The sequence below is a fragment of the Hyphomicrobium sp. genome (assembly GCF_047600905.1).
In the GTDB taxonomy this organism is placed as follows: Bacteria; Pseudomonadota; Alphaproteobacteria; order Rhizobiales; family Hyphomicrobiaceae; genus Hyphomicrobium_B.
On sequence record NZ_JASGKD010000001.1, the window covers coordinates 727,851 to 747,716 of the forward strand.

Here is a 19,866-nt window from a genome sequence, read left to right on the forward strand (position 1 = left end):
TTGAGTTCTGAACACCGGTCGTCGCCCTGAAGACCTGCGATTTTCCCGCCGCTGCCATGTCAAGCGCCGTCTTGCCATATTCAGCGAGGCGGCGCGTTAGTGGCGGCTTTGGCTGGCTTTCCAGCGATCGAGGATCAGCTTTGCGATGTCGAGGTATTCGCCGCCGAAATGGTGACCGCCGGTTCTTTCGATCAGCGTTGCACTTTTGAGTTCGGGCAGCGTGCATCCAGTATCGCCATCATTCTTTTCTTCGGCGCTGAAGATGCATGTGACTTTGTCCTTCGGCAGCTCCGCCAGGAAAGGCCGCAAGCTGATGTCGTCGGACGAGTGAATGCCGAGCCAGCCCGACATCGACATTTCAAATCGTCCGACCGGCTCGGGCGCCATCATGACGATCATCTTGATCCTGCGCTGGAGATCCGGATCGAGCTTCGCCCACACCATCGGGATGGTGGCGGCACCGAACGAATAACCGATCAAAGAGACATCTTGGATGTGCCAGGCATCGCCGTAGTGCCGCGCGATGCGTTCAAGATCGTCGGCGATCGTTTGCGGATCTTTCTTGCCCCAGAAATAACGAAGCGAATCGAGACCAATGACGGAAATGTTGTGCTCCGAAAGCGCTTCGCCGATTTGCTTGTCGATATCCCGCCATCCGCCGTCGCCCGAGAGGAAAATGGCAAGGCCGGTCGGGTTCTTCGCGGGCAGCTCGGTCAGCGGCAAATCGTTGATCGAAACATTGCGGACATCGGCCATCTCGAAGACGGCTTTGATGACGGATGGCAACGTCGACTTGTCGGCGGCATTGCCATGTTCGATCTCGGTGCCGGGGTTCATGTCGACGAATGGTTTGAAAACAGGATCGTTCGGAGCTTCGGCGAAAATAGTCCATCGACCGTTGAGCTTGGCCGGGCCGTACACGAACGTTCCGTCTTTGGCGCTCACTAGCGGTGCTCCGCTGCAGAACGCGGCATCGGCCGCGAGAGAAGGCGAGAAGTTTGAACTCACGGCGCCAGTGACACTGTTGGGCGGCGCTTGTGCCAGCGCCAGATAAGCGATAGTCGCCGCGCGACCGAAACCGAAGAAGACCGGCGATTCCCATTGTTTCATGTTCAGGGCGCGTTCGGAAAGGCGAACGAGGTCTTCGAGGTTGCCGAACAGCCGATCGCATTGACCTGCCGGCAGCGACGTCGAAAGAATTCCGCGCACGACGTTGGGGTCCAGAATGGCGACGGCTGCGCCTTGACGTACCAGTTCATCGGCGACGGGCTTGAAGGAGGCGGAAGCATCGTCGGGATCGGCCATTAGCACGACGAAAGCCTTTGGATCGCTCCCTGACCAAAGGACGGGAACATTGCCGAACCGCTTTTCCGTGATGATTTTTTGCTGACTCAATGTCGGCTCAGCGCGCCCCCCGATGGCGCATACTATTTCAAATGTAATGGCGAGAAAGCAGACAGCGGCGATCGAACGCAATTTCCGGATCATTCGTGGTGACCATTGGATGATGAGCGGCGAGCGCTCGCGCTGATGAGGGAGGCAATGTCGAAAAGTGTCTGGGGGAGGCGCAGGCCATGTTCGTACGCGAGGTATTTCGTTCGCCACTCGGGCTTGAACTTGCTTTTGAAAATCCTGACGCCTTCAAAATTATAGAGGCGATCGCCGTAGCGAAAGAAAAGCCCGGCTACGCGCGCCCAACGCGATGCAAGGCGGTGATCGGGAAGACCAGAGAGCGGTGCCATTCCAAGATTAAGCCAGCGATAGCCCTCCGACTTCGCTTGCTCCAATAATTTGAGGACAAGATATTCCATTGCGCCTTCGGGCGATTGGGGCACCTGGCGCATGAGATCGAGTGTCCATGCAGAGGCAACCGAATTCCGCCAGAAGTTGGCGAATGCGACAATGCGGTTGTCGTGGCGAAGCACGGCCACGTCATGGCGCTTGAGATACTCCCGATTATAAAAGCCGAGGGAGAAGCCTTTCTCGCGATGGCCGCGCTGTGCGAGCCACGCATCCGAGACACGTTTCAAGGGCTGGTAGAATCTCGGAACAAGGGTTGCCGGAAGAATTTCGAATTCAATATTGGCGCGTTCGGCGCGCGTCTTGGTCTGCCGCAGACGCTTGCCGGCCTTGCCGTCGAGCGTAAAAGCTTCGAGATCGACCCAGGCTTCTTCGCCAAGTTTTATCAACGAAAACCCGGCGTCGAGATAGATGGGGAGGTGGTCTGCCGTCACCTGATAGAAGACCGGCGTGCCCCGTTGCGCATCGGCGCTTTCCTTGAATTGCCAGACGAGGTCGATGAGGTCGGTGCTCTTTTCCGCTATCGGATCGCCCATGGCGACCCAAGTGGCGCCGCGAACGCCGAACATGACAAAGCCGTCGCCGCTTTGCGAGAACAGGAAACGCTTGTCTCCGGTAAAGGCGAGCTCGGCGGTGACCTGTGACGATGTCTGCGCGATTTCGAAGGCGTGCTGCAACTCAGCGGCCGACGCCTTATGGACAATATTCGGCGCGCGATGCAGAATTTGATAGGCAGCGATGATCATCACGATGATCGAAGCGCCGAGGGTCGCGCGAAGAAAGCGCGAAGCGTCCTGGTGATACGCAAATTCCCACCACAGCGAATTGTCATAGGGTACGCCACGGTAGATTGCGAGGCCGATTAGGATTGATGCGCCGATCGCGATCAGGACGGCGAGAACAGCGGAGGCCGACAGGCTACCGGCGAGCACTCCACCTTTACGATAGAACTCCCGCCGTCCGGCATACAGGATGACCGCTGCCGCGAGGCAGGCGAGCGCCTCGATGAAATCGAACCCCTTTGTAATCGAGAAAACAGATCCACTCAGCAGCAGGATGATGGCAAGCTGCCACGCTGACCGCAGCCGATGCGCCAAACCGTTGGCGATCAGCAGCAGGACTGTTCCAACGAGGCTTGCGATGAAGTGCGATGCCTCGACGAAGGGCAGAGGCAGGAAATCTCGGATGAGCCACAGCCGATGGGCGGGAAGTGTGCCGGAAATCACCAGGATCAAGCCGCCGGAGAACGTGGCGATGGCCGCAAGCGGTGGAATGATAGGTTCGATGATGGTGGCGGAGGTGCTGTCGTCCTCGTGCGCTGACAGCTTTCGGCTGCGCATTTCATGGACAAGAAGCATGGTCAGAGCGACGACCACGGGTGCGATGTAGTAGATCAGCCGGAAAAGCAGCAGCGATCCGACGAGTTCACCGTTGGGATGCGGCGCGATGCCGAGCAGAATGACTGCATCGAATACTCCGAGGCCGCCGGGAACGTGACTGACGACTCCGAGCACGGTCGCCAATGCGAAGACGACGAAAAAGCCGGGCATGGTGATGTGCAGGTCTGGCGGCAGCAGTACCCATAGGGCGGACGCAGCCGCAGCGACGTCGAGCATGCCGACGATGATTGCAGCGATCGTAGCGCCGGTTCCGGGCAGAGGCAGCCGCCAATTGCCGACTTCAATCCGGATCGGGCGGATGGCGACGTAAATAAGCCAGACGACGATGACGGCAAGAATGCCCGTTCCTGCCAGCCGGCACACGGGTACGCTCAGATGCACTAAAGTGGCGACAAGCTGAGGATCGAGCGCCAGACAGATGCCGGCAATCGTCGCCAGGCCGGTCCAGAAGCTCAAGGCGCAGAGCATGACGATGCCGAGAATCCGGTCGGTATCGACGCCCCAGACGCGGTAGAGCCGCAAACGCACCGCGCCGCCGGTCAGCACGCCGAAGCCGAACGTGAACGTCACTGCGTGGCTGATGAAGGACGTGATCGCGGTGATCCGTAGCGGCACCCGACCGGCTCCGACCACGCGCAACGCGATGAAGTCGTAGCCGACGAGCGCGGCATACGAGAGGATCGTAAAAAATACGGCCAGCAAGAGATGCGAGATCGGGAACGTCGCGATCGTATGCCTGACTTGAGGCCACGAGATATCTTCGAGGTTTCGATAGAGGATCGTCGCGGCATAGGAAAAGGTGGCAAGCGCCACGATTGCGCCGACCACAGACCAATCGATCCGTTCGAGCAGACCTCGGCCGGGCGCCGTCGGCTGCGGAGCCTCGTTCTGCTTCTCAGCCATTGTAGCGTACCGTCCGCCGGGGAATGTTCGTCTGCGCCCGTGCTAGCGCGACCCAAAGGCCGAAGAAAGTTAGGTATTGGTAATCTTGTGAGAAAACTTTGGGAGAGGATGTTCGATCTATGAACGGATCTTGCCGTCTTGCGGCCCGTTCGTATGCTGAAACTTTCGAGCAAAGCTCTGTCAAATTTTCTGCCGGGCAGACACGAAAGCCCTGCGACTTTCGGCGTGATCGAGACCGCGCCAAAGCAGGATAATTATACAAGGGAAATTTTGTCTGACTTTGATCTCGCCCAAAGGCCTGAAGGAATTGCGCGCATAATATAAGCTGAATTTTTGAAGCCTTAGACGAGGCGCGACATGTCCAGCTCACAAAGTCAACCAAAAGAGTGTGCGGCTCTTGGCAAGCGTGCGAGCCAAAAGTGTTCAATGCCGCTGTCCAGCGTGCCCGCTTTTTGGCCGATGGCGTTGGCGGAGCAGCTGGCCGAAGACGGCGCGGAAATTTACGCGAAGAATCTGAAGTTCATCGATGAAGCGGTCAAGCTCGATACCGGGTTGAAGCCGGCGCTGGCGACGCCAAACAAAGTTCGCCTCGATCTGCGCGAGATGACGTTGCGCGACTATGGCACTCAGGCCGGTATGCCCGCGCTGGCTATCGCTCCTTACGCGGGCCATACCGCGATGATCGCCGATTTCAATAAAGGTCAAAGTCTCGTCGAAACGCTCATGGCCGGCGGTATCGAGCATGTTGTGCTGACCGATTGGAAATCGGCGACGCTCGACATGAAAGACCTCGAGGTCGACGACTATCTTGCCGCTCTCGTCGTGGCGATCGACGACCTCGGCGGCAAAGTCGATCTCATCGGTCTGTGCCAGGGCGGCTGGTTCGCCGCGATGATCGCCGCCCGTTTTCCCGAAAAAGTGAACAAGCTCGTGCTCGCGGGCGCGCCGATTGATACTGACGCCGGCGACGGCCCGATCAAACGAATGGCCCACACGTATCCAATATCGTTCTACGAGGAGCTTGTAAGTCTCGGTGGTGGTCTGATGCGGGGCCGCTTTATGCTTCAGGGTTGGAAGAACATGCATCCCGAGGAGCACTATTTTAAGAATTACGTCGATCTTTACGAGCACATCGACGATCAGGCCTATCTCGCCAAGGAAGAAAAGTTCGAGAGCTGGTACGAAAACCCGCTCGACCTTCCGGGCCGCTGGTATCTCCAGGTGATCACGCAGATCTTCAAGGAGAACCGTCTGGCCAAGGGTCGATTCATCGCGCTGGGCAGAAAACTGGATTTACGTTCGATCACGTGTCCAACCTATCTTCTGGCAGGCGAGGCTGATGATATCACCACGCCGGAGCAGGTTCTCGACGCCAGCAAATATATTGGGACGCCGCCGGCGCAGATTGCCAAGCAAACCGTTCCCGGCGGACATATCGGGCTGTTCATGGGCTCGCATACCCTGAAAGAAAAATGGCCGGGTATCGTAAAGTGGATTCGAATGTAGCTAGCCGCTGATATGTCGCCTCAACTGAATGGAACAGTGGTCGCCGTTCGCGGAGCCGTCGTCGATATTCGCTTCACCGGTGGCCTTCCCGGTATTGAGACCGCACTCGATGTGGCATGGGACAGGCCGGGGCGGCTAGTATTGGAAGTTCACAGCCATCTCGATCCCGAGACGGTGCGTGCAGTTGCGATGCAGTCAACATCCGGTCTGAAGCGCGGCACAATCGTGCAGGCGACCGGACATGCCATCTCGGTTCCCGTGGGTCAGGCCGTTTTGGGCCGTCTTCTCGATGTCGTCGGCACGATCGGTGATGACGGCGCGCCATTGCCGATCGACGTGCCCACGCGCGGTATCCATGCGGTGCCTCCGCGTCTCAGAGACGAGACCGGCGCTTCGACATTGTTTGAAACCGGCATCAAGGTCATCGATCTGCTCGCGCCTCTGCCGCGAGGCGGGAAGGGCGCTATGTTTGGTGGCGCAGGCGTCGGCAAGACCGTTCTGGTCATGGAACTCATTCACGCCACCGCCGAGAAATATCGCGGTATCTCGGTCTTCGCTGGCGTTGGTGAGCGGTCCCGCGAGGGCCACGAATTGTTGATGGACATGCGCAGTTCCGGCGTTCTACCTCACACGGTGCTCGTTTACGGCCAAATGAACGAGCCGCCAGGGGCGCGCTGGCGCGTGCCAATGACGGCGCTGGCGATTGCGGAGGAATTTCGCGATACACGCCATCAGAACGTTCTGCTGCTGATGGATAATGTCTTCCGGTTCGTGCAGGCGGGAAGCGAAATATCGAGCCTGCTCGGACGTCTGCCATCGCGTGTCGGCTATCAGCCGACATTGGCTAGCGAGGTCGCCGCGCTGGAAGAGCGCATCGCTTCCGTCGCCGGTGCTGCGGTGACGGCGATTCAGGCGGTCTACGTCCCTGCCGATGATTTCACCGATCCGGCTGTTACCGCGATCTCCGCCCACATGGACAGCATGATCATGCTGTCTCGCAGTCTTGCCGCTCAAGGCTTTTATCCCGCGATCGATCCGCTAGCGTCGTCGTCGGTTCTGCTTGATCCGCTGATCGTCGGGCGCGAGCACTATGAAATAGCAGAGCGTGTTCGCGAAATGCTCGCGCGCTTCAAGGATCTAGAGGATATCATCGCCTTGCTCGGCGTGGACGAACTCGGCTCGAAGGATCGTTTGATCGTCAAGCGCGCGCGCCGTCTGCAGCGCTTTCTCAGTCAACCGTTCTCGGTCACGGAGGCATTTACGGGGCTGCCGGGAAAGAGTGTCTCGCGGAAAGATACGCTTGCGGGATGTCGCGCCATTCTCGATGGCGAAACGGATGATTGGTCCGAAAGTTCGCTATATATGTGCGGTACGCTGGATGACGCACGCGCCAAGGAAAAGCAGCCGGGAGCAGCTGGATGAAACTACGCATCATCACGCCGCTGACGGTCGCCGTCGACGAGGGTGCGATTGTTTCAGTTCGAACCGAAGACGATAGCGGAAGCTTTGGGATACTCGCTGGACATGCGGACTTCCTGACGGCGCTTACGCTTTCGGTCGTCGAATGGCAACGCGCCGACGGCACACGGCATTATTGCGCCGTGCGGGGCGGACTGTTGAGTGTCAGCCGAGGCGGCGTCATTTCGGTGACCACCCGTGAAGCCGTTCCAGGCGATGATCTTGCAACGCTTCATGATGTCGTGCTTTCCAAATTTCGAGATGATCTCGACTCCGAGCGCGACGAGCGCGTTGGCGGGACGCAGCTCGAACTCGCAGCCATTCGCAGGATCATGCAGCGGCTTCGGCCGGATGGTCGGGGCGGTGCGCCATGAGCGACGAGCGCGGACCCAATGAGGATCCCCTTGCCGAGAGCACCCGATTGCGAAGCGAACGTCATAGCCGCTGGCTGCGCGAAGGCGAGCAGACGGTGGCAAAGCGTCTCGCCCAAATCGGCTTTTTGGGTTGGATCGTCGTTACGCCGATGCTGCTCGGATTGTTCGCGGGTCGCTGGCTTGACCGCGAATTCGCCAGCGGTCTGTTCTGGACGGCGCCGCTTTTGCTCTTGGGCCTCGCGCTCGGATGCTGGTCGGCATGGAGATGGATGAACAACGCATGAGCTTTGCTGAACTGCCGGGCGCGCTACAAGCGGCGCTATTTTTGCTTCATTCGGTCGTGGGTTTTGGCATCGGCCGGCTCTATTTTTATGGCGTGTGGAAAAGTGCGCATCTTTTTCAAGAGAGCGCGTTGGCGGCGCTAAGCTGGACGGGATTGCGCTTTGCCCTTCTTGTATCGGCGTTGGCCTTTGTCGCCATCTTCGAGGGGGCATTGCCGCTGCTGCTGACAATGATCGGCTTTCTTGCGGCCCGGCATTTTGTGCTGAGGGCCGCATCGTGAAATCACCGCTTTCACTCGACGTTCTTTTTCACATCGGCCCGGTCCCGATTACGGCGCCGGTGTTGGTGACGTGGGCGATCATGGCATTTCTTGCTGGCGGAGCGTTGGTCGCGACCCGGCGACTGTCTTTGCAGCCATCGCGATTTCAAGCATTCCTCGAACTGATCGTGCAGACGGTCGATGGGCAGATCCAGGACACGATGCAGGCCGAGCCCGGACCTTATCGGGCTTTCATCGGCACGCTGTTTGTTTTCATCTTTGTGGCGAACTGGTCGGAGCTGATTCCGGGCATCGAGCCGCCGACTGCACATCTAGAGACGGATGCAGCGCTTGCGTTGCTCGTTTTTCTTGCCGTCATTTACTTTGGCATACGTGCTAGCGGCGTGAAAGGCTATCTGTCGACATTCGCGTCGCCGACGCCATTGATGATCCCGCTGAATTTTGCGGAGAGCCTGACGCGGACGTTTTCGCTTTTGGTGCGTCTGTTCGGAAATGTGATGAGCGGTGTCTTCGTGATCGGCATCGTTCTATCTCTGGCGGGTTTACTGGTGCCGATACCATTGATGGCGCTCGATCTGCTGACCGGAGCCGTGCAGGCTTACATCTTTGCCGTCCTCGCCATGGTGTTCATCGCCGGCGCCATCAGCGAAGGATCTCCCATGAAAAATCCGGATGAAAGGATGACGAAATGAATTGGCTTTCCTTTGCCAGCATCATTGCGGCCGCAATGGCGGTCTCGTTCGGAGCGATCGGTCCGGCACTTGCCGAGGGCCGCGCCGTTGCTGCCGCCATGGATGCGATCGCCCGTCAGCCTGAAGCAGCGAACACGATTTCACGCACTTTGTTCGTCGGCCTGGCGATGATCGAGACGATGGCCATTTATTGCCTCGTCATTGCGCTCCTGCTGCTCTTTGCCAATCCGCTTTTGAAATGACGATCGACTGGTGGACCCTCGGCCTCGAGGCGATCAATGTCGCTGTTCTGGTTTGGCTGCTTCAGCGCTTTTTCTGGAAGCCGGTCTCGGCGATGCTCGACGCGCGACGCGCCGAGGCGATGGATGATCTGAACCGGGCAGCGGCCAAGCGTGTCGAGGCCGACAAGGTTCTGGCGTCGGTCAATCAAGAGCGTTCTGGCATTGAAAGAGAGCGCGAATCGATATTGGCGAAAGCTGCCGTAGAAGCCGAGCGTGAGCGCTCACGTCGAATCGAGGGCGTAGCAAAAGAGATCGACGTCTTGCGGTCGGCGCATCAGGAAGCGGCCGCGAAGGAGAAGGCGGAAGCGACGAAGGTCATGCAAGACCAGGCGGCGTCGCTCGCGGTCGACATCGCGGCGCGGCTGCTGGCGAGAATCGACACCGACTCCATCGAATCCGGGTTTCTGGATGCTCTGCGCAAGCAGATCATGTCGTTGCCTTCAACGCGGCGACAAGCGCTCGCCGGACAACCGATGAAGCTTATCAGTGCGTCGGCACTGACCAATCCGGAGCAATCGCAATGTCGACGGATACTCGGTTCCGCATTTGAGACTGAGGTCGATCTTACCTTTGCAATCGATCCAAAACTTATCGCCGGATTTCTCCTCGATACGCCGAATGTGGTGATTGCGAACAACTGGCGTGATGATCTTAATCGCATCCGCGCGGAGTTGAAGAATGACTGACGCGGAGGCTTGGCTCGCCAAATCCCGGCAGAAGGCAGCGTCGGCGCCCATTGGGCCCTATACCGAGGAAGTGGGCAGGGTCGAAAGCACCGCGGATGGCATAGCGCTTGTGTCGGGATTGTTCGGTGTTCGGCTCGATGAACTCGTTCGCTTCGAAAACGGTCAGCTTGGATTTGCGCAGACGCTCGATAGCGATCGCATCGCTTGCGTTCTTCTTGACGACGCCGTCGGTCTCGAGGCGGGACAACGAGTCTTCGGAACAGGAGACGTGGTCCGCGTGCCGGTCGGCGAAACACTGCTTGGGCGCGTCGTCGATCCGCTCGGGCGGCCACTTGATGGCTTGGATGCCCTCGCAGCCAAGACAACATTGCCTGTCGAAAGACCGGCGCCAAGCATCATCGACCGCGATCTTGTCACCGAGCCGGTCCAGACGGGTACATTGGTCATCGATACCCTGTTTGCGCTGGGACGCGGACAACGTGAACTCATTATCGGCGATCGCGCAATCGGAAAGACCGCTATCGCGGTCGATACGATCATTAGCCAACAATCAAGCGACGTGGTTTGCATCTACGTGGCAATCGGGCAGAAAAGCGCAAGCGTCGCCCGGGTCATCGATGCACTGCGATCGCACAGCGCGCTTGCGCGAACGATCGTCGTCGTCGCTGAAGCGGCTGCTGTGCCGGGTTTACAGTGGATCGCGCCTTTCGCCGGCTTCAGCATGGCGGAATATTTCCGTGACCGAGGTCAGCACGCATTGATCGTCATCGACGATTTGAGCAAGCACGCGGCATGTCATCGGGAAATTGCGCTGCTCACACATCAGTCGCCGGGACGGGAAGCCTATCCGGGCGATATCTTTTACGTTCATGCGAGACTGTTGGAGCGGGCGGCGAAACTCTCGAAAGCGAAGGGAGGCGGGTCTCTGACGGCGCTACCCATTGCCGAAACGGACGCAGGAAACCTCAGCGCCTATATTCCGACAAACCTCATCTCGATCACCGATGGGCAAATCGTGTTGGATGCGAAGCTCTTCTACGAAGGGCAAAAGCCCGCCGTCGATGTGGGCTTAAGCGTCAGCCGCGTCGGCGGCAAGACGCAGGCGCGTGCCTTGCGCGATGCCGCCGCAACGCTGAGACTCGATTATGCGCAATTTCTCGAGCTCGAGATGTTCACGCGGTTCGGCGGCGTGCCGGACGCGCGAGTGAAGCAACAACTGACGCGCGGTGCGAGAATCCGGGCGATCCTTGCTCAGTCGCAGTTGGCTCCCTTATCGTTGAGCGAGGAAGTCGCGCTCGTCACTGCCGTACAGAACGGCCTGTTTGACGATACGCCGATCGAAAAAATGGGAGAGGCGCGCGCCAAGATCAAAGATATATTCAGCAATGGCGCCGAGGATGCCCTCCGGCAGATCGAAACGACGGGTGCTCTCGACGAACTCGGTAAAGGTCAGCTGCGCTCGGCGCTGAAAGCCATCGCGCCATGAGCGAGCGTCTTTCGGACATCAATGCGCACATCACGAGCATCCGAGAACTTGGGTCTGTCGTAAACGCCATGCGCGGTATTGCAGGAGCGCGCGCACAACAAGCGCGGGGCGGCGTCAGTGCGGTCAAGATCTATGCTGAAAGCCTTGCCTTCGCCATCGGACGTATGCTGGCGTTGCTGCCGGCGCGCGATCGCTCGGAGACTGGCCACCGCCGCATCGTGGTGCTGTTTCTCGCCGAGCAGGGCTTTGCGGGTTCTTTCAGCCGCCGGTTGCTCGACGCAGCCGTGGACGACTTGCGTCAGGCCGAAGTTTTTATTGTCGGCACGCGAGGCGCAATGCTCTCGGCCGAGCGCGGTCTGAAACCTGTCTGGCAGGGCGCATTGCCTGTGCATCCGGCGTCTATTCCGCGTTTTGCGGACCGGCTGGTGGAAGAACTCTACAGACGGATCGCGAGCGGCGGCGTGAGGCGTCTGGAAGCCTGGTTCTCTCACGATGGTCTCGAAAAGCGTCGGCTCTTTCCGCTCGGCGCCGAGTCATTTTCTTCTGCCGCCGCGGGCGATCCGCCATTGCTGAACCTCGAGCCTGCCAAGATTCTTGCAAGCCTGACCGCCGACTACATCCATGCTCAACTCTGCGATGCCGCGTTGAACGCGTTTGCTGCGGAGAACGAAGCGCGCATGGAAGCGATGGCGTCGGCTTATCGCGAAATTCAAAAGCAGCTCGCAGGTCTGCAGGCTCGAAGTCAAATCGTTCGCCAGGAAGAAATCACGGCGGAAATTATAGAGTTGGGGGCAAGTCGTGTTGGAGATCGAAAGCGAGGGGAGAGCCGGTAGTGCTTGGAGGAAAGGAGAGCCGTCGGAAAAACTCGTCAGACCTGGCGCGCTTAATTTAGACGGCTGAAGGCATCAAAAAAGCCGCCTTGGGAGCATGCAGCCGACGACCCAGTTCGGCTTGTCGACGATTTCGTGAATCCGCAATTCTCCTACCAGACCGAGCATGGCATAAGCTTCCAATTCGCTGACATTTTGCGAACGGGCAAGAACTGGGATTGCGCGGCGCACGGCCTCTCGCGTGGCCGCCATCAAATCCGGCCCAATCCCGGTGAAGATGCGGTAGCCTTCCTCGGCCGCGAAAGTATCGACAGTCAAGATCTCAGGAGCCTCGATCCCCGCGCCTTTGATCAAGTTGATCCGGAGTGACATCTCCATCGGGCATTCGATGGCCGTTCCGTTGATTTCGCCGTCGCCTTGAATAGCGTGTCCGTCGGCGGCCGAGAGCAACGCGCCGTCATTGAAGATCGGCACGTAAAGCTTTGCGCCCACTCCGAGATAGCGAACATCGATATTGCCTGCGGCATTGGTCGGCGTGATGGAGGCGTAATCGCCGTCCTCTCCCGGCGCTACGCCGATACAACCGATCATGGGGCGAAGTTTGAATTTGGCTCCATTGGGCATTTCGATGTGATCACGATCAAGCTCCCAGATTTTCAGATAGGGATCGGTGATTTCGTCTGACAAGAGCCCGAAATCGGGGAGGCAGGCATTCCATCCCCAACTCAGGATCTTCAAGTCCAGTACTTCTATTTCAAGCGCATCGCCGGGCGACGCGCCTTCGACATAGACCGGGCCAACCAACGGATCGAGACGGCGATAGTCGATTTTCGAGATGTCTGCCGTCGTGGAAGCTCGCGTAATCTCGCCATTGGACGCGTCGGGCGACGTGATCGTGACTTCATCGCCCGGTTTGATGAAGAGGAGGGGCTTTTGCTTTCTGTTCCAAGTCTTGTGAATGCATTTTTCGGACAGGCAGTGGCAGGAGCTTGAACCCATTGTGACGAGCATCCGGTCGCAATTGAAATCGAAATCATCAGGTCAGTAGACTGCCATCGATCATCGACGAGGGGGCGACATCGTGGGGGATAAGTTTCGATTTGACCATGAAGCTCGACATCGCCTTGACCGCGTCGGCGTAAGGGCCGGGTTTTTCCGCGGTGCCGATCAGTTCGATGTTCTCTGGACGGGAATACATTTTCACGCCGGCCCACATGCCGGCGAATTCGTCGACCTTCACATCGGAGTGCTTCGCCATAATCGCGAAAGCCTCATCCTTGTTCGTATCAACGAAAGAGAGGGCATCGTACCAGGCATCGAGAAGACGTTTGACGTCATCCTTCCGCGCTTTCAGAACGTCGTTGCGGGCGGAAATGATGTCGATGATGAGATTAGGCGTATCCTTGCTCGTGATGAGCGCAGTGCCGCCCGATGCGATACCTTGCGAGGCGAACGGTTCCCAAGTCACCGACACGTCGATAGCTTTTGCAACGAAGGCTGAGCCGGCGTCCTGGGCCGACATGTTGATGATATTGACGTCGTCTTCGGTCAGTCCGGCTTTTTCAAGCACCTTGCTGAAGAAGAAATGGCTGACGGATCCGATCTCGAGGGCGACCTTCTTGCCTTTGAGATCCGCGAGCTTGTTTAGGCCGCGGGCAATGACGATATCGGCACCTGCCGACGCGTTGGTCAGCGTTATCACGCTTGCCACGGGCGACACCGCATCGATGGCGAGCACATCGGCGGTGTTGAGGGCGCAAACATCGAGGCTTCCAGCGGCGAGCGCTTGCCGGGCATCGGTCTGAACGGTGAATTGAGTGAGAACCGCGTTGAGCTTATGTTTATCGCCGATCTTCTTTTCATCCATGATCCAGAACGGCATCCAGCCGACCCAGATCGGAATCCCGACTTTCAGCGGTGCATCGGCAGCGGAGAGTTTCGAGCCGAATGCCAAGACAGAGGTCGCTCCGGCAAAGATGCCAAGCGCCGAGCGGCGGGATACATTTCCGACGACCATCGACAGTCTCCTGTTGCTATTCGCGTGCCGCAACGAAGCCGGAAACCTTCTTGCCCGGCGGTGGCGACTGATTTTCGCAAAAGATGATCGACGCGGTGCCTCGGCGTCTTGGAAGAAAGCGCAAACTTTCAAGATGGTGCAAATTTCTGAGTGCGTCAGAATTTCAGGCTCGCGCGATATTTCGCGGGCGGCAGTCCCATATGGCGGCGGAACACTGACGTCAGATGCGCTTGATCGACAAATCCGGTGGCGTCGGCGATCTCCCACAGCGTCATCTTGCTGTTGGCGAGATAATCCTTCGCTCGTTCGACGCGCATCCGGATGAGGTATTGGTAGGGCGTCTGGCCGGTGGCCGATTTAAAGGCGCTTACAAAGGAGCGCTCTTTCATTTGCACGTGCGTCGCCAAATCTGCGAGGCAAACATCGTCATCGAGGCGATCGGACAGAAAGTCTTGAAGTGATGCCAGTTCCGAACGGGAAAGGCGGCGGGTGCGTTGGTGCTGGGCTGTTCCGTCGTTGGCGCGGCGGATAAGGGCCGCCGCAAGTGCCATACGCAATGAATCGGCATAGAGCATGCCGTTGCCGTTGTTTTCTTTGGCCTCGCGCCAGAAGGCCCGCACGATTTCCGAAAGAAGTGCGTCTTCGAAGCCGTCCTCATGGGGCATGCTTTGACAGGGATTGGCATCGCTGCTTTTCCAAGGCGCGAAAGTCGCTTCCGGAACGGTCAACATCAGGTGGCGCATCGGCGCGCTCATCCAGAAATCGGCGGAGACGTCGGGAGGTGTAACCGGCACAAACATTCCGGCGCGGAAATATTGATTGCGGGGCTTCAATCCGTTGAACGAGGACCGAATGTCTCCGCATCCTCGTAGAACAAAGCAGAGGACGAAATGATTACCGGGCGCGTCGCCGCTATTGCCTTCTGAAAAATCGACAATATCGATGCGCAATGGCACGGCGCCTGCCGTCTGCCAGGATTCCCGGACGTGAACGGTTGCGGGGATTAGACTTGCCATTGCTTCGCGATCTCGACCGTCTGCGAACTCCAGAAGATTATGGACAGATGGCGCGACCGCCAACTGCAAAAACGCGTCACTGTGTTCAACGATTAGGCATTTGCGTGCGGCGTCTGCGCTTTAGCCAAGCCCGGAGTTGGCGGCCCATGGATTACCGCCAGCGACCAAATCGGCCAGAATTTTTGCGGCTTGGATAAGAGCGCTGTTGGACTCCGCTGCGGAGAGACATACCCTTACAGCGTCAGGGCCAATCTTCGGATCGAGATTGAAAAACGCGGCCGGGCTGACGCCGACGCCGCGGAGTTTGGCTTCAGCTGCGAAGACTTCGCTTTGCCATCCGGCAGGCATGTAGAGCCAAGCGTGGAACGCATTCGGCTTCGAAGAATAGTCCAGACCGCGGAAGATTGGCTCGACGATGCGTTGCCGTTCGATGTTGCGCGCGCGCTGCGCGTCCTCAAGCTTGACAATGAGACCGCTGCGCACGAGGCGAGCCACGATCTCTGCTTCGATCGGCGCCGCCATCAAAGTCGTGGCGCGAAGTGCTGCACCAATGGGTCGTCGCCATTGCTCGGGAACACGCATGTAGCCGATGCGCAAGCCGGGGCCGCAGTTCTTGGAAAAGCTTGTGATATAAATCGCTTGCGACGGAAGCCGCGCCGATAATGGATCGCGTCGCGGCGATAGCAGAAATCCGTAAACATCGTCTTCGATCACCGCAATCTTGTGCCGCTCGCAGATCTTCGCGATCGCTTTCCGGCGGACGGAAGACATGATCGTGGTCGTCGGGTTGTGCAGGTTCGGCGTGCAATAGAGCACGCGAGCCTCGCTGGCGCGGATAGCCAGTTCCAAAGCATCGGGTCGCAAGCCGTCGTCGTCCATGGCGACACCGATGACATTACGGCCGAGCAGACGGGCGGCGGCGCGTGCGCCATAGAATGTCGTCGCCTCCGTGAGAATGCTTTCGCCGGGTTGTGTCAGGGCGGCGATGGCAATCGCGATGCCGTGCTGTGCTCCGGCGCAAACGATGACGTCGTCGCTCCCGGCCTTGATTCCCAGTGTTTCCAGGTACGTGGCCCCGGCGGCCCGATGCGAAACGATGCCGATGTCCGTTTGCCGGCCGATAAGCGCGCCGTAGTCGATGTCGCGTGCAACTTCGTTTGCCAACTCGCGCAAGTTCGGAAGCGGTGGCGCGCCGGCCGGAAAATTATGTGAGAGATCGATGAACGGTGCATTTTGCGGCGGCATCGCGGACGGCGAAGCGGGAGAATCTGGAAGCCGCGCAAGAACAAACGTGCCCTGGCCGACGCGTGCTTCGGCCAGACCGCGGCGCTGTATTTCAGAATAGGCGCGCGTCACCGTCGTAACGTCGAGTTCCAGTTCATCGGCGAGGGCGCGATGGGTCGGAAGTCTCGTGCCGTTCAACAACTCGCCATCGTCGATTGCGCGCGTGACGGCATCGGCAATTGCGATGTAGCGCGGCCCTCTCAGGCGCTTGATTTCGGCAATCCATTTCATGGCATTTGCAAATGCTGCGTGAGATCATTGTATGGATTTTCAGGCTGCCGTGAAGATGCTTTGTCTGCATATATTAGATGCAGCTAGCTCTTCTGTTGGGCAGGCGAGCGGATATTTTACGTCGCTCGAGCATCTCGTTTCGAAAGAAAATCCAGCATTTCTTCATTATTCTTTGCTGGCGGCCAGGGGTCGTTCACAGTCAAGTCGATGGCACATGCCTTGCAAATTCGGTGTCGGACATTTCGGCTGTATGGATCTTTCTATGTCTGCAAATAACGCGACATCGGCGCTGCAATTCTTCATGGTGCCGAACGCACCTGAACCGGTTGCCACCTTCTCGCACGCTGTCGAAGCGGGAAACTTCGTTCATGTGACGGGGCAAATGCCGACTTATCCGGGCGAGCCCGAGCGTCCGATTCCGACGGGCATCGAGCAGCAGACGCATCGCGTGATGACCAATCTGCAAGTCGTGCTGACGGGGCTTGGCCTCGACTGGTCAAGCGTCGTGCGGGCTGGCGCCTACTTGACTCACTTCGAGGAAGATTACGCGCGCTTCAACGAAATCTATTCGAGCTATTTTCCCGCCGATCGGCTGCCGGCGCGGACGTGCATCGGCGTGACCGCACTTGCCCGAGGTGCTCGGGTTGAGGTCGATCTCGTTGCCTTTCGATCCATTCGCTCGGCAGAGAGGTGAATGTTCGATGAGCGCGAACGGGACGGATGCGGCATTCCAGCTACGACGCAGTATTCCGGCGCGGCGGTATCGTCTGTTGGCAATCGTCGGGTTTGGTCTGTGTCTTATCATCTGGGGGATCGTCAGCGCCTCGAACGTCGTCGATCCTATTTTCCTGCCATCGCCGCTCACCGTCGCGCACACGATGGCGGAGATCTTCAGCGATCAAACAATTTGGTCGGATCTGTGGATCAGTTTCGAGCGCGTTACGATCGGTTTTTTGCTGTCGGCCATCGCCGCGCTTCCGATCGGCATTTTGATCGGTTCGTTCAAGCCAGTCGAAGCACTGATGCAGCCGGTCACGGAATTCGTTCGCTATGTTCCGGTTCCGGCCTTGATTCCGATCCTGATGGTGACGCTTGGGATCGGCGAGGAGTCGAAATGGGCGCTGATCTTCATCGGCACCTACTTCCAACTCGTGCTCATGGTCGCAGACGAGGTTCGTCGTGTGCCCTATGACTTGCTGCAAGTCGCTCAGACGCTTGGGGCGACGCAGGGCGAGATCATCCGCAAGGTTCTCTGGCGCTCGGCGATGCCAGGAATTTTCGATGCGCTGCGACTTTGCAATGGTTGGGCCTGGACGTATCTGATTGTTGCTGAACTTGTCGCTGCCAACGAAGGGCTCGGGTTTCGCATTCTGAAATTCTCGCGATTTCTGCAAACGCCGAAAATCTGGGTTTATCTGCTCTTGCTTGGTGCAATCGGATTGCTGCTCGATCTGATGTTTCGCGCACTCAACCGCAGGCTCTTCAAATGGGCGGAGAGCGGGAAATGAGTCCGATCCTGGAGGTTCAGAGCGTCTCGAAAGTCTATCGTACCGATAAAGGCAGTGTCGAAGCGCTGCAGCCGACGTCGTTCAAGGTCGATCGCGGCGAGTTTGTGACGCTGATTGGTCCCTCGGGATGCGGCAAGACGACGATGCTGTTTATCCTGGCCGGGCTCGAAGAGCCGTCTGGCGGTTATATGTTTATCAACGGCCGTCAGGCCGTCGGCCCGGGCGCCGACCGCGGCATGGTTTTCCAGAATTACACGCTCTATCCGTGGCTCACGGTCACTCAGAACATTCTTTTCAGCGCAACGCTGAAAGCCTTTCGGGAAAGCGGAGGAAGCCTGCAATCAGCGAAAGAGCGATGCGACGCGCTTCTCTATTTGATGGGGCTGGAAGCGTTTGCGGATGCTTATCCGCGCGAACTGTCCGGGGGGATGAAGCAGCGCGTTGCCATTGCGCGCGCGCTGCTTCCGCGCCCGGCGATACTTTTAATGGATGAGCCGTTCGGTGCTCTCGACGCTCAGACGCGCGAGGAAATTCAACAGTTGACAGCACTTCTCACGCGCCACGAAGGCACCACGGTGCTGATGGTGACGCATGACGTCGACGAAGCGCTTTTTCTGTCGACGCGCACGCTGGTGTTCTCGCCGCGCCCTGGACGGATCATCGACGATATCTCCGTGCCGTTCGGTGAGGTCCGCACGCTCGATCTCAAACTCGCACCAGAGTTCATCTCACTCAAGCGTCACATGCTGGGGCTTTTGAGGCACGAGTCCGACGCTCACCGCGACGATTACATGCAACGGTTGCTGCAGGCGCAGCAGCCTAACGTCTCCGATCAACTGCACAATGCACGAAAGGAAAGACAATGAAACCAGCATTCAGAGCTTTTGCTGCCGGACTTGTTCTTATGCTCTCGGTAGCCGCGTGGTCTCCAGCGCACGCCGACGCGCTGAAACCGTACAAGGTGGGCTACAACAGTTGGATCGGATACATTTCGCTTTTCATCGCGAAGGAGAAAGGCTTTTTCAAAGACGAGGGCCTGGATCTTCAGATGCAATCGTTCAGCTCGCCGGGTGACGGTCTCGCGCCCTTGCTCGCTGGTCAGCTCGATGCCCATTTCACGACCGCCGATAGCGTCATCACTGCGCTCGACAAGGCGCCCGGCCGGCTGGAGATCGTCTACATGACGGATACCTCCGCCGGCGCCGACGCCATTCTGGCTAAATCCGATATTGCGACGCCAGCGGATCTCAAGGGTAAGACGGTGGCTGCAACAGCAGGCCAATGCAACGAATTGTTGCTGCGTAAAGCGCTGACCAAATACGGACTGACGCCGAGCGATATCAAGCTGACGAACATGAACCCAGATGACGCCGGTGCGGCCTTTGCAGCCGGAAAACTCGACGCAGCCGTCACGTGGGAGCCCTGGATCACTAAAGTCCAAGGCGAGAAGAAAGGCCACGTCATTTTCTCGTCGAAAGAGGCGCCGAACCTCATTCTCGATGTCGTCGCCATCAGCGATACAACGGCGAAGGACAAATCTGACGAGACGAAGGCGTTTCTCAGAGCTCTGAACAAGGCCAATGAACTCGCCATCAGCGATCCGAAAGCAGCTTCGGAAATCGCAGCAAAATCCCTGGAACTCAAGCCCGAGGAAGTGCTCGACATGCTGCCGAAGGTGAAGCTCTATGATGCGTCCGAGAACGTCACTCAGATGAAAGGGCCGGCCATCGAGGTCGGAAAGGAGCTTGCTGCCTTCTTCAAAGAGGTGAAAGTCAACGATGGCGTCGTCGATACGTCGAACATCTTCAATCCCTCGTTCATAGGCAAATAGG

At 58.3% G+C, this 19,866-nt stretch carries 20 protein-coding genes; 14 read left to right on the forward strand and 6 right to left on the reverse strand.

Features of this window, described 5'->3' with window-relative positions:
- Nucleotides 1-96: 96 nt before the first annotated feature.
- Entirely contained in the window at nucleotides 97-1,395 is a 1,299-nt protein-coding gene (locus tag QM780_RS03670) for a virulence factor family protein (RefSeq protein WP_415069135.1), read from the reverse strand.
- Between the two features lie 89 nt (nucleotides 1,396-1,484).
- Nucleotides 1,485-4,103 carry a bifunctional lysylphosphatidylglycerol flippase/synthetase MprF gene (gene mprF / locus QM780_RS03675; protein WP_415069136.1) on the reverse strand — a complete coding sequence of 873 codons (2,619 nt, stop codon included), beginning with the start codon at nucleotides 4,101-4,103 and terminating at the stop codon, nucleotides 1,485-1,487.
- A 426-nt stretch (nucleotides 4,104-4,529) separates the two neighbouring features.
- Here mprF and QM780_RS03680 point away from each other — a divergent pair, with 426 nt between their 5' ends.
- Genes QM780_RS03680 through QM780_RS03725 form a run of 10 tightly spaced genes read left to right on the forward strand, consistent with a single transcriptional unit; the run spans nucleotide 4,530 to nucleotide 11,981 of the window.
- A complete protein-coding gene (locus tag QM780_RS03680) occupies nucleotides 4,530-5,609 on the forward strand; it encodes an alpha/beta fold hydrolase (RefSeq protein WP_415069137.1) in 1,080 nt (359 codons plus the stop codon).
- Nucleotides 5,610-5,621: 12 nt separating this feature from the next.
- Nucleotides 5,622-7,031 (forward strand): F0F1 ATP synthase subunit beta, encoded by a 1,410-nt coding sequence (atpD, locus tag QM780_RS03685; protein ID WP_415069138.1) that lies wholly within the window; start codon nucleotides 5,622-5,624, stop codon nucleotides 7,029-7,031.
- Nucleotides 7,028-7,441 carry a F0F1 ATP synthase subunit epsilon gene (locus tag QM780_RS03690; RefSeq protein ID WP_415069139.1) on the forward strand — a complete coding sequence of 138 codons (414 nt, stop codon included), beginning with the start codon at nucleotides 7,028-7,030 and terminating at the stop codon, nucleotides 7,439-7,441. The genes atpD and QM780_RS03690 overlap by 4 nt, the downstream gene beginning before the upstream one ends.
- The gene (locus QM780_RS03695) at nucleotides 7,438-7,725 is read left to right on the forward strand and encodes an AtpZ/AtpI family protein (RefSeq protein ID WP_415069140.1); all 288 of its coding nucleotides are present in this window, start codon (nucleotides 7,438-7,440) and stop codon (nucleotides 7,723-7,725) included. Before QM780_RS03690 ends, QM780_RS03695 begins: the two co-directional genes overlap by 4 nt.
- The gene (locus tag QM780_RS03700; protein ID WP_415069141.1) at nucleotides 7,701-8,003 is read left to right on the forward strand and encodes an ATP synthase subunit I; all 303 of its coding nucleotides are present in this window, start codon (nucleotides 7,701-7,703) and stop codon (nucleotides 8,001-8,003) included. The genes QM780_RS03695 and QM780_RS03700 overlap by 25 nt, the downstream gene beginning before the upstream one ends.
- On the forward strand, nucleotides 8,000-8,695 hold the full coding sequence (locus QM780_RS03705; protein WP_415069142.1) for a F0F1 ATP synthase subunit A: 696 nt from the start codon (nucleotides 8,000-8,002) through the stop codon (nucleotides 8,693-8,695). Before QM780_RS03700 ends, QM780_RS03705 begins: the two co-directional genes overlap by 4 nt.
- Nucleotides 8,692-8,937 (forward strand): F0F1 ATP synthase subunit C, encoded by a 246-nt coding sequence (locus tag QM780_RS03710; protein ID WP_013948059.1) that lies wholly within the window; start codon nucleotides 8,692-8,694, stop codon nucleotides 8,935-8,937. The genes QM780_RS03705 and QM780_RS03710 overlap by 4 nt, the downstream gene beginning before the upstream one ends.
- A complete protein-coding gene (locus QM780_RS03715) occupies nucleotides 8,934-9,662 on the forward strand; it encodes a F0F1 ATP synthase subunit delta (protein WP_415069143.1) in 729 nt (242 codons plus the stop codon). Before QM780_RS03710 ends, QM780_RS03715 begins: the two co-directional genes overlap by 4 nt.
- Nucleotides 9,655-11,148, forward strand: a complete 1,494-nt coding sequence (locus QM780_RS03720) for a F0F1 ATP synthase subunit alpha (protein WP_415069144.1) — start codon at nucleotides 9,655-9,657, stop codon at nucleotides 11,146-11,148. The genes QM780_RS03715 and QM780_RS03720 overlap by 8 nt, the downstream gene beginning before the upstream one ends.
- Nucleotides 11,145-11,981: a F0F1 ATP synthase subunit gamma gene (locus tag QM780_RS03725; protein ID WP_415069145.1), complete on the forward strand. Its 837-nt coding sequence runs from the start codon at nucleotides 11,145-11,147 to the stop codon at nucleotides 11,979-11,981. Before QM780_RS03720 ends, QM780_RS03725 begins: the two co-directional genes overlap by 4 nt.
- 72 nt (nucleotides 11,982-12,053) lie before the next feature.
- Here QM780_RS03725 and QM780_RS03730 read toward each other — a convergent pair whose 3' ends face one another.
- From QM780_RS03730 to QM780_RS03745, 4 genes are all read right to left on the reverse strand, one after another.
- Complete coding sequence (locus tag QM780_RS03730; RefSeq protein WP_415069146.1) at nucleotides 12,054-12,977, reverse strand: acetamidase/formamidase family protein; 924 nt, start codon at nucleotides 12,975-12,977, stop codon at nucleotides 12,054-12,056.
- Nucleotides 12,978-13,014: 37 nt separating this feature from the next.
- Nucleotides 13,015-13,995, reverse strand: a complete 981-nt coding sequence (locus QM780_RS03735; RefSeq protein ID WP_415069148.1) for an ABC transporter substrate-binding protein — start codon at nucleotides 13,993-13,995, stop codon at nucleotides 13,015-13,017.
- A gap of 155 nt (nucleotides 13,996-14,150) precedes the next feature.
- Nucleotides 14,151-15,011 carry a helix-turn-helix domain-containing protein gene (locus tag QM780_RS03740; protein ID WP_415069150.1) on the reverse strand — a complete coding sequence of 287 codons (861 nt, stop codon included), beginning with the start codon at nucleotides 15,009-15,011 and terminating at the stop codon, nucleotides 14,151-14,153.
- A 120-nt stretch (nucleotides 15,012-15,131) separates the two neighbouring features.
- Nucleotides 15,132-16,526 (reverse strand): PLP-dependent aminotransferase family protein, encoded by a 1,395-nt coding sequence (locus tag QM780_RS03745; RefSeq protein ID WP_415069151.1) that lies wholly within the window; start codon nucleotides 16,524-16,526, stop codon nucleotides 15,132-15,134.
- A 262-nt stretch (nucleotides 16,527-16,788) separates the two neighbouring features.
- Between QM780_RS03745 and QM780_RS03750 the strand changes: the two genes are divergently transcribed.
- From QM780_RS03750 to QM780_RS03765, 4 genes are read left to right on the forward strand one after another with little or no spacing between them, the layout of a single operon-like run.
- Nucleotides 16,789-17,220 carry a RidA family protein gene (locus QM780_RS03750; RefSeq protein WP_415069152.1) on the forward strand — a complete coding sequence of 144 codons (432 nt, stop codon included), beginning with the start codon at nucleotides 16,789-16,791 and terminating at the stop codon, nucleotides 17,218-17,220.
- Nucleotides 17,221-17,227: 7 nt separating this feature from the next.
- A complete protein-coding gene (locus tag QM780_RS03755) occupies nucleotides 17,228-18,034 on the forward strand; it encodes an ABC transporter permease (RefSeq protein WP_415069153.1) in 807 nt (268 codons plus the stop codon).
- Complete coding sequence (locus QM780_RS03760) at nucleotides 18,031-18,900, forward strand: ABC transporter ATP-binding protein (protein ID WP_415069154.1); 870 nt, start codon at nucleotides 18,031-18,033, stop codon at nucleotides 18,898-18,900. Before QM780_RS03755 ends, QM780_RS03760 begins: the two co-directional genes overlap by 4 nt.
- Nucleotides 18,897-19,865: an aliphatic sulfonate ABC transporter substrate-binding protein gene (locus tag QM780_RS03765; RefSeq protein WP_415069155.1), complete on the forward strand. Its 969-nt coding sequence runs from the start codon at nucleotides 18,897-18,899 to the stop codon at nucleotides 19,863-19,865. Before QM780_RS03760 ends, QM780_RS03765 begins: the two co-directional genes overlap by 4 nt.
- The last annotated feature ends 1 nt before the right edge of the window (nucleotide 19,866 follow it).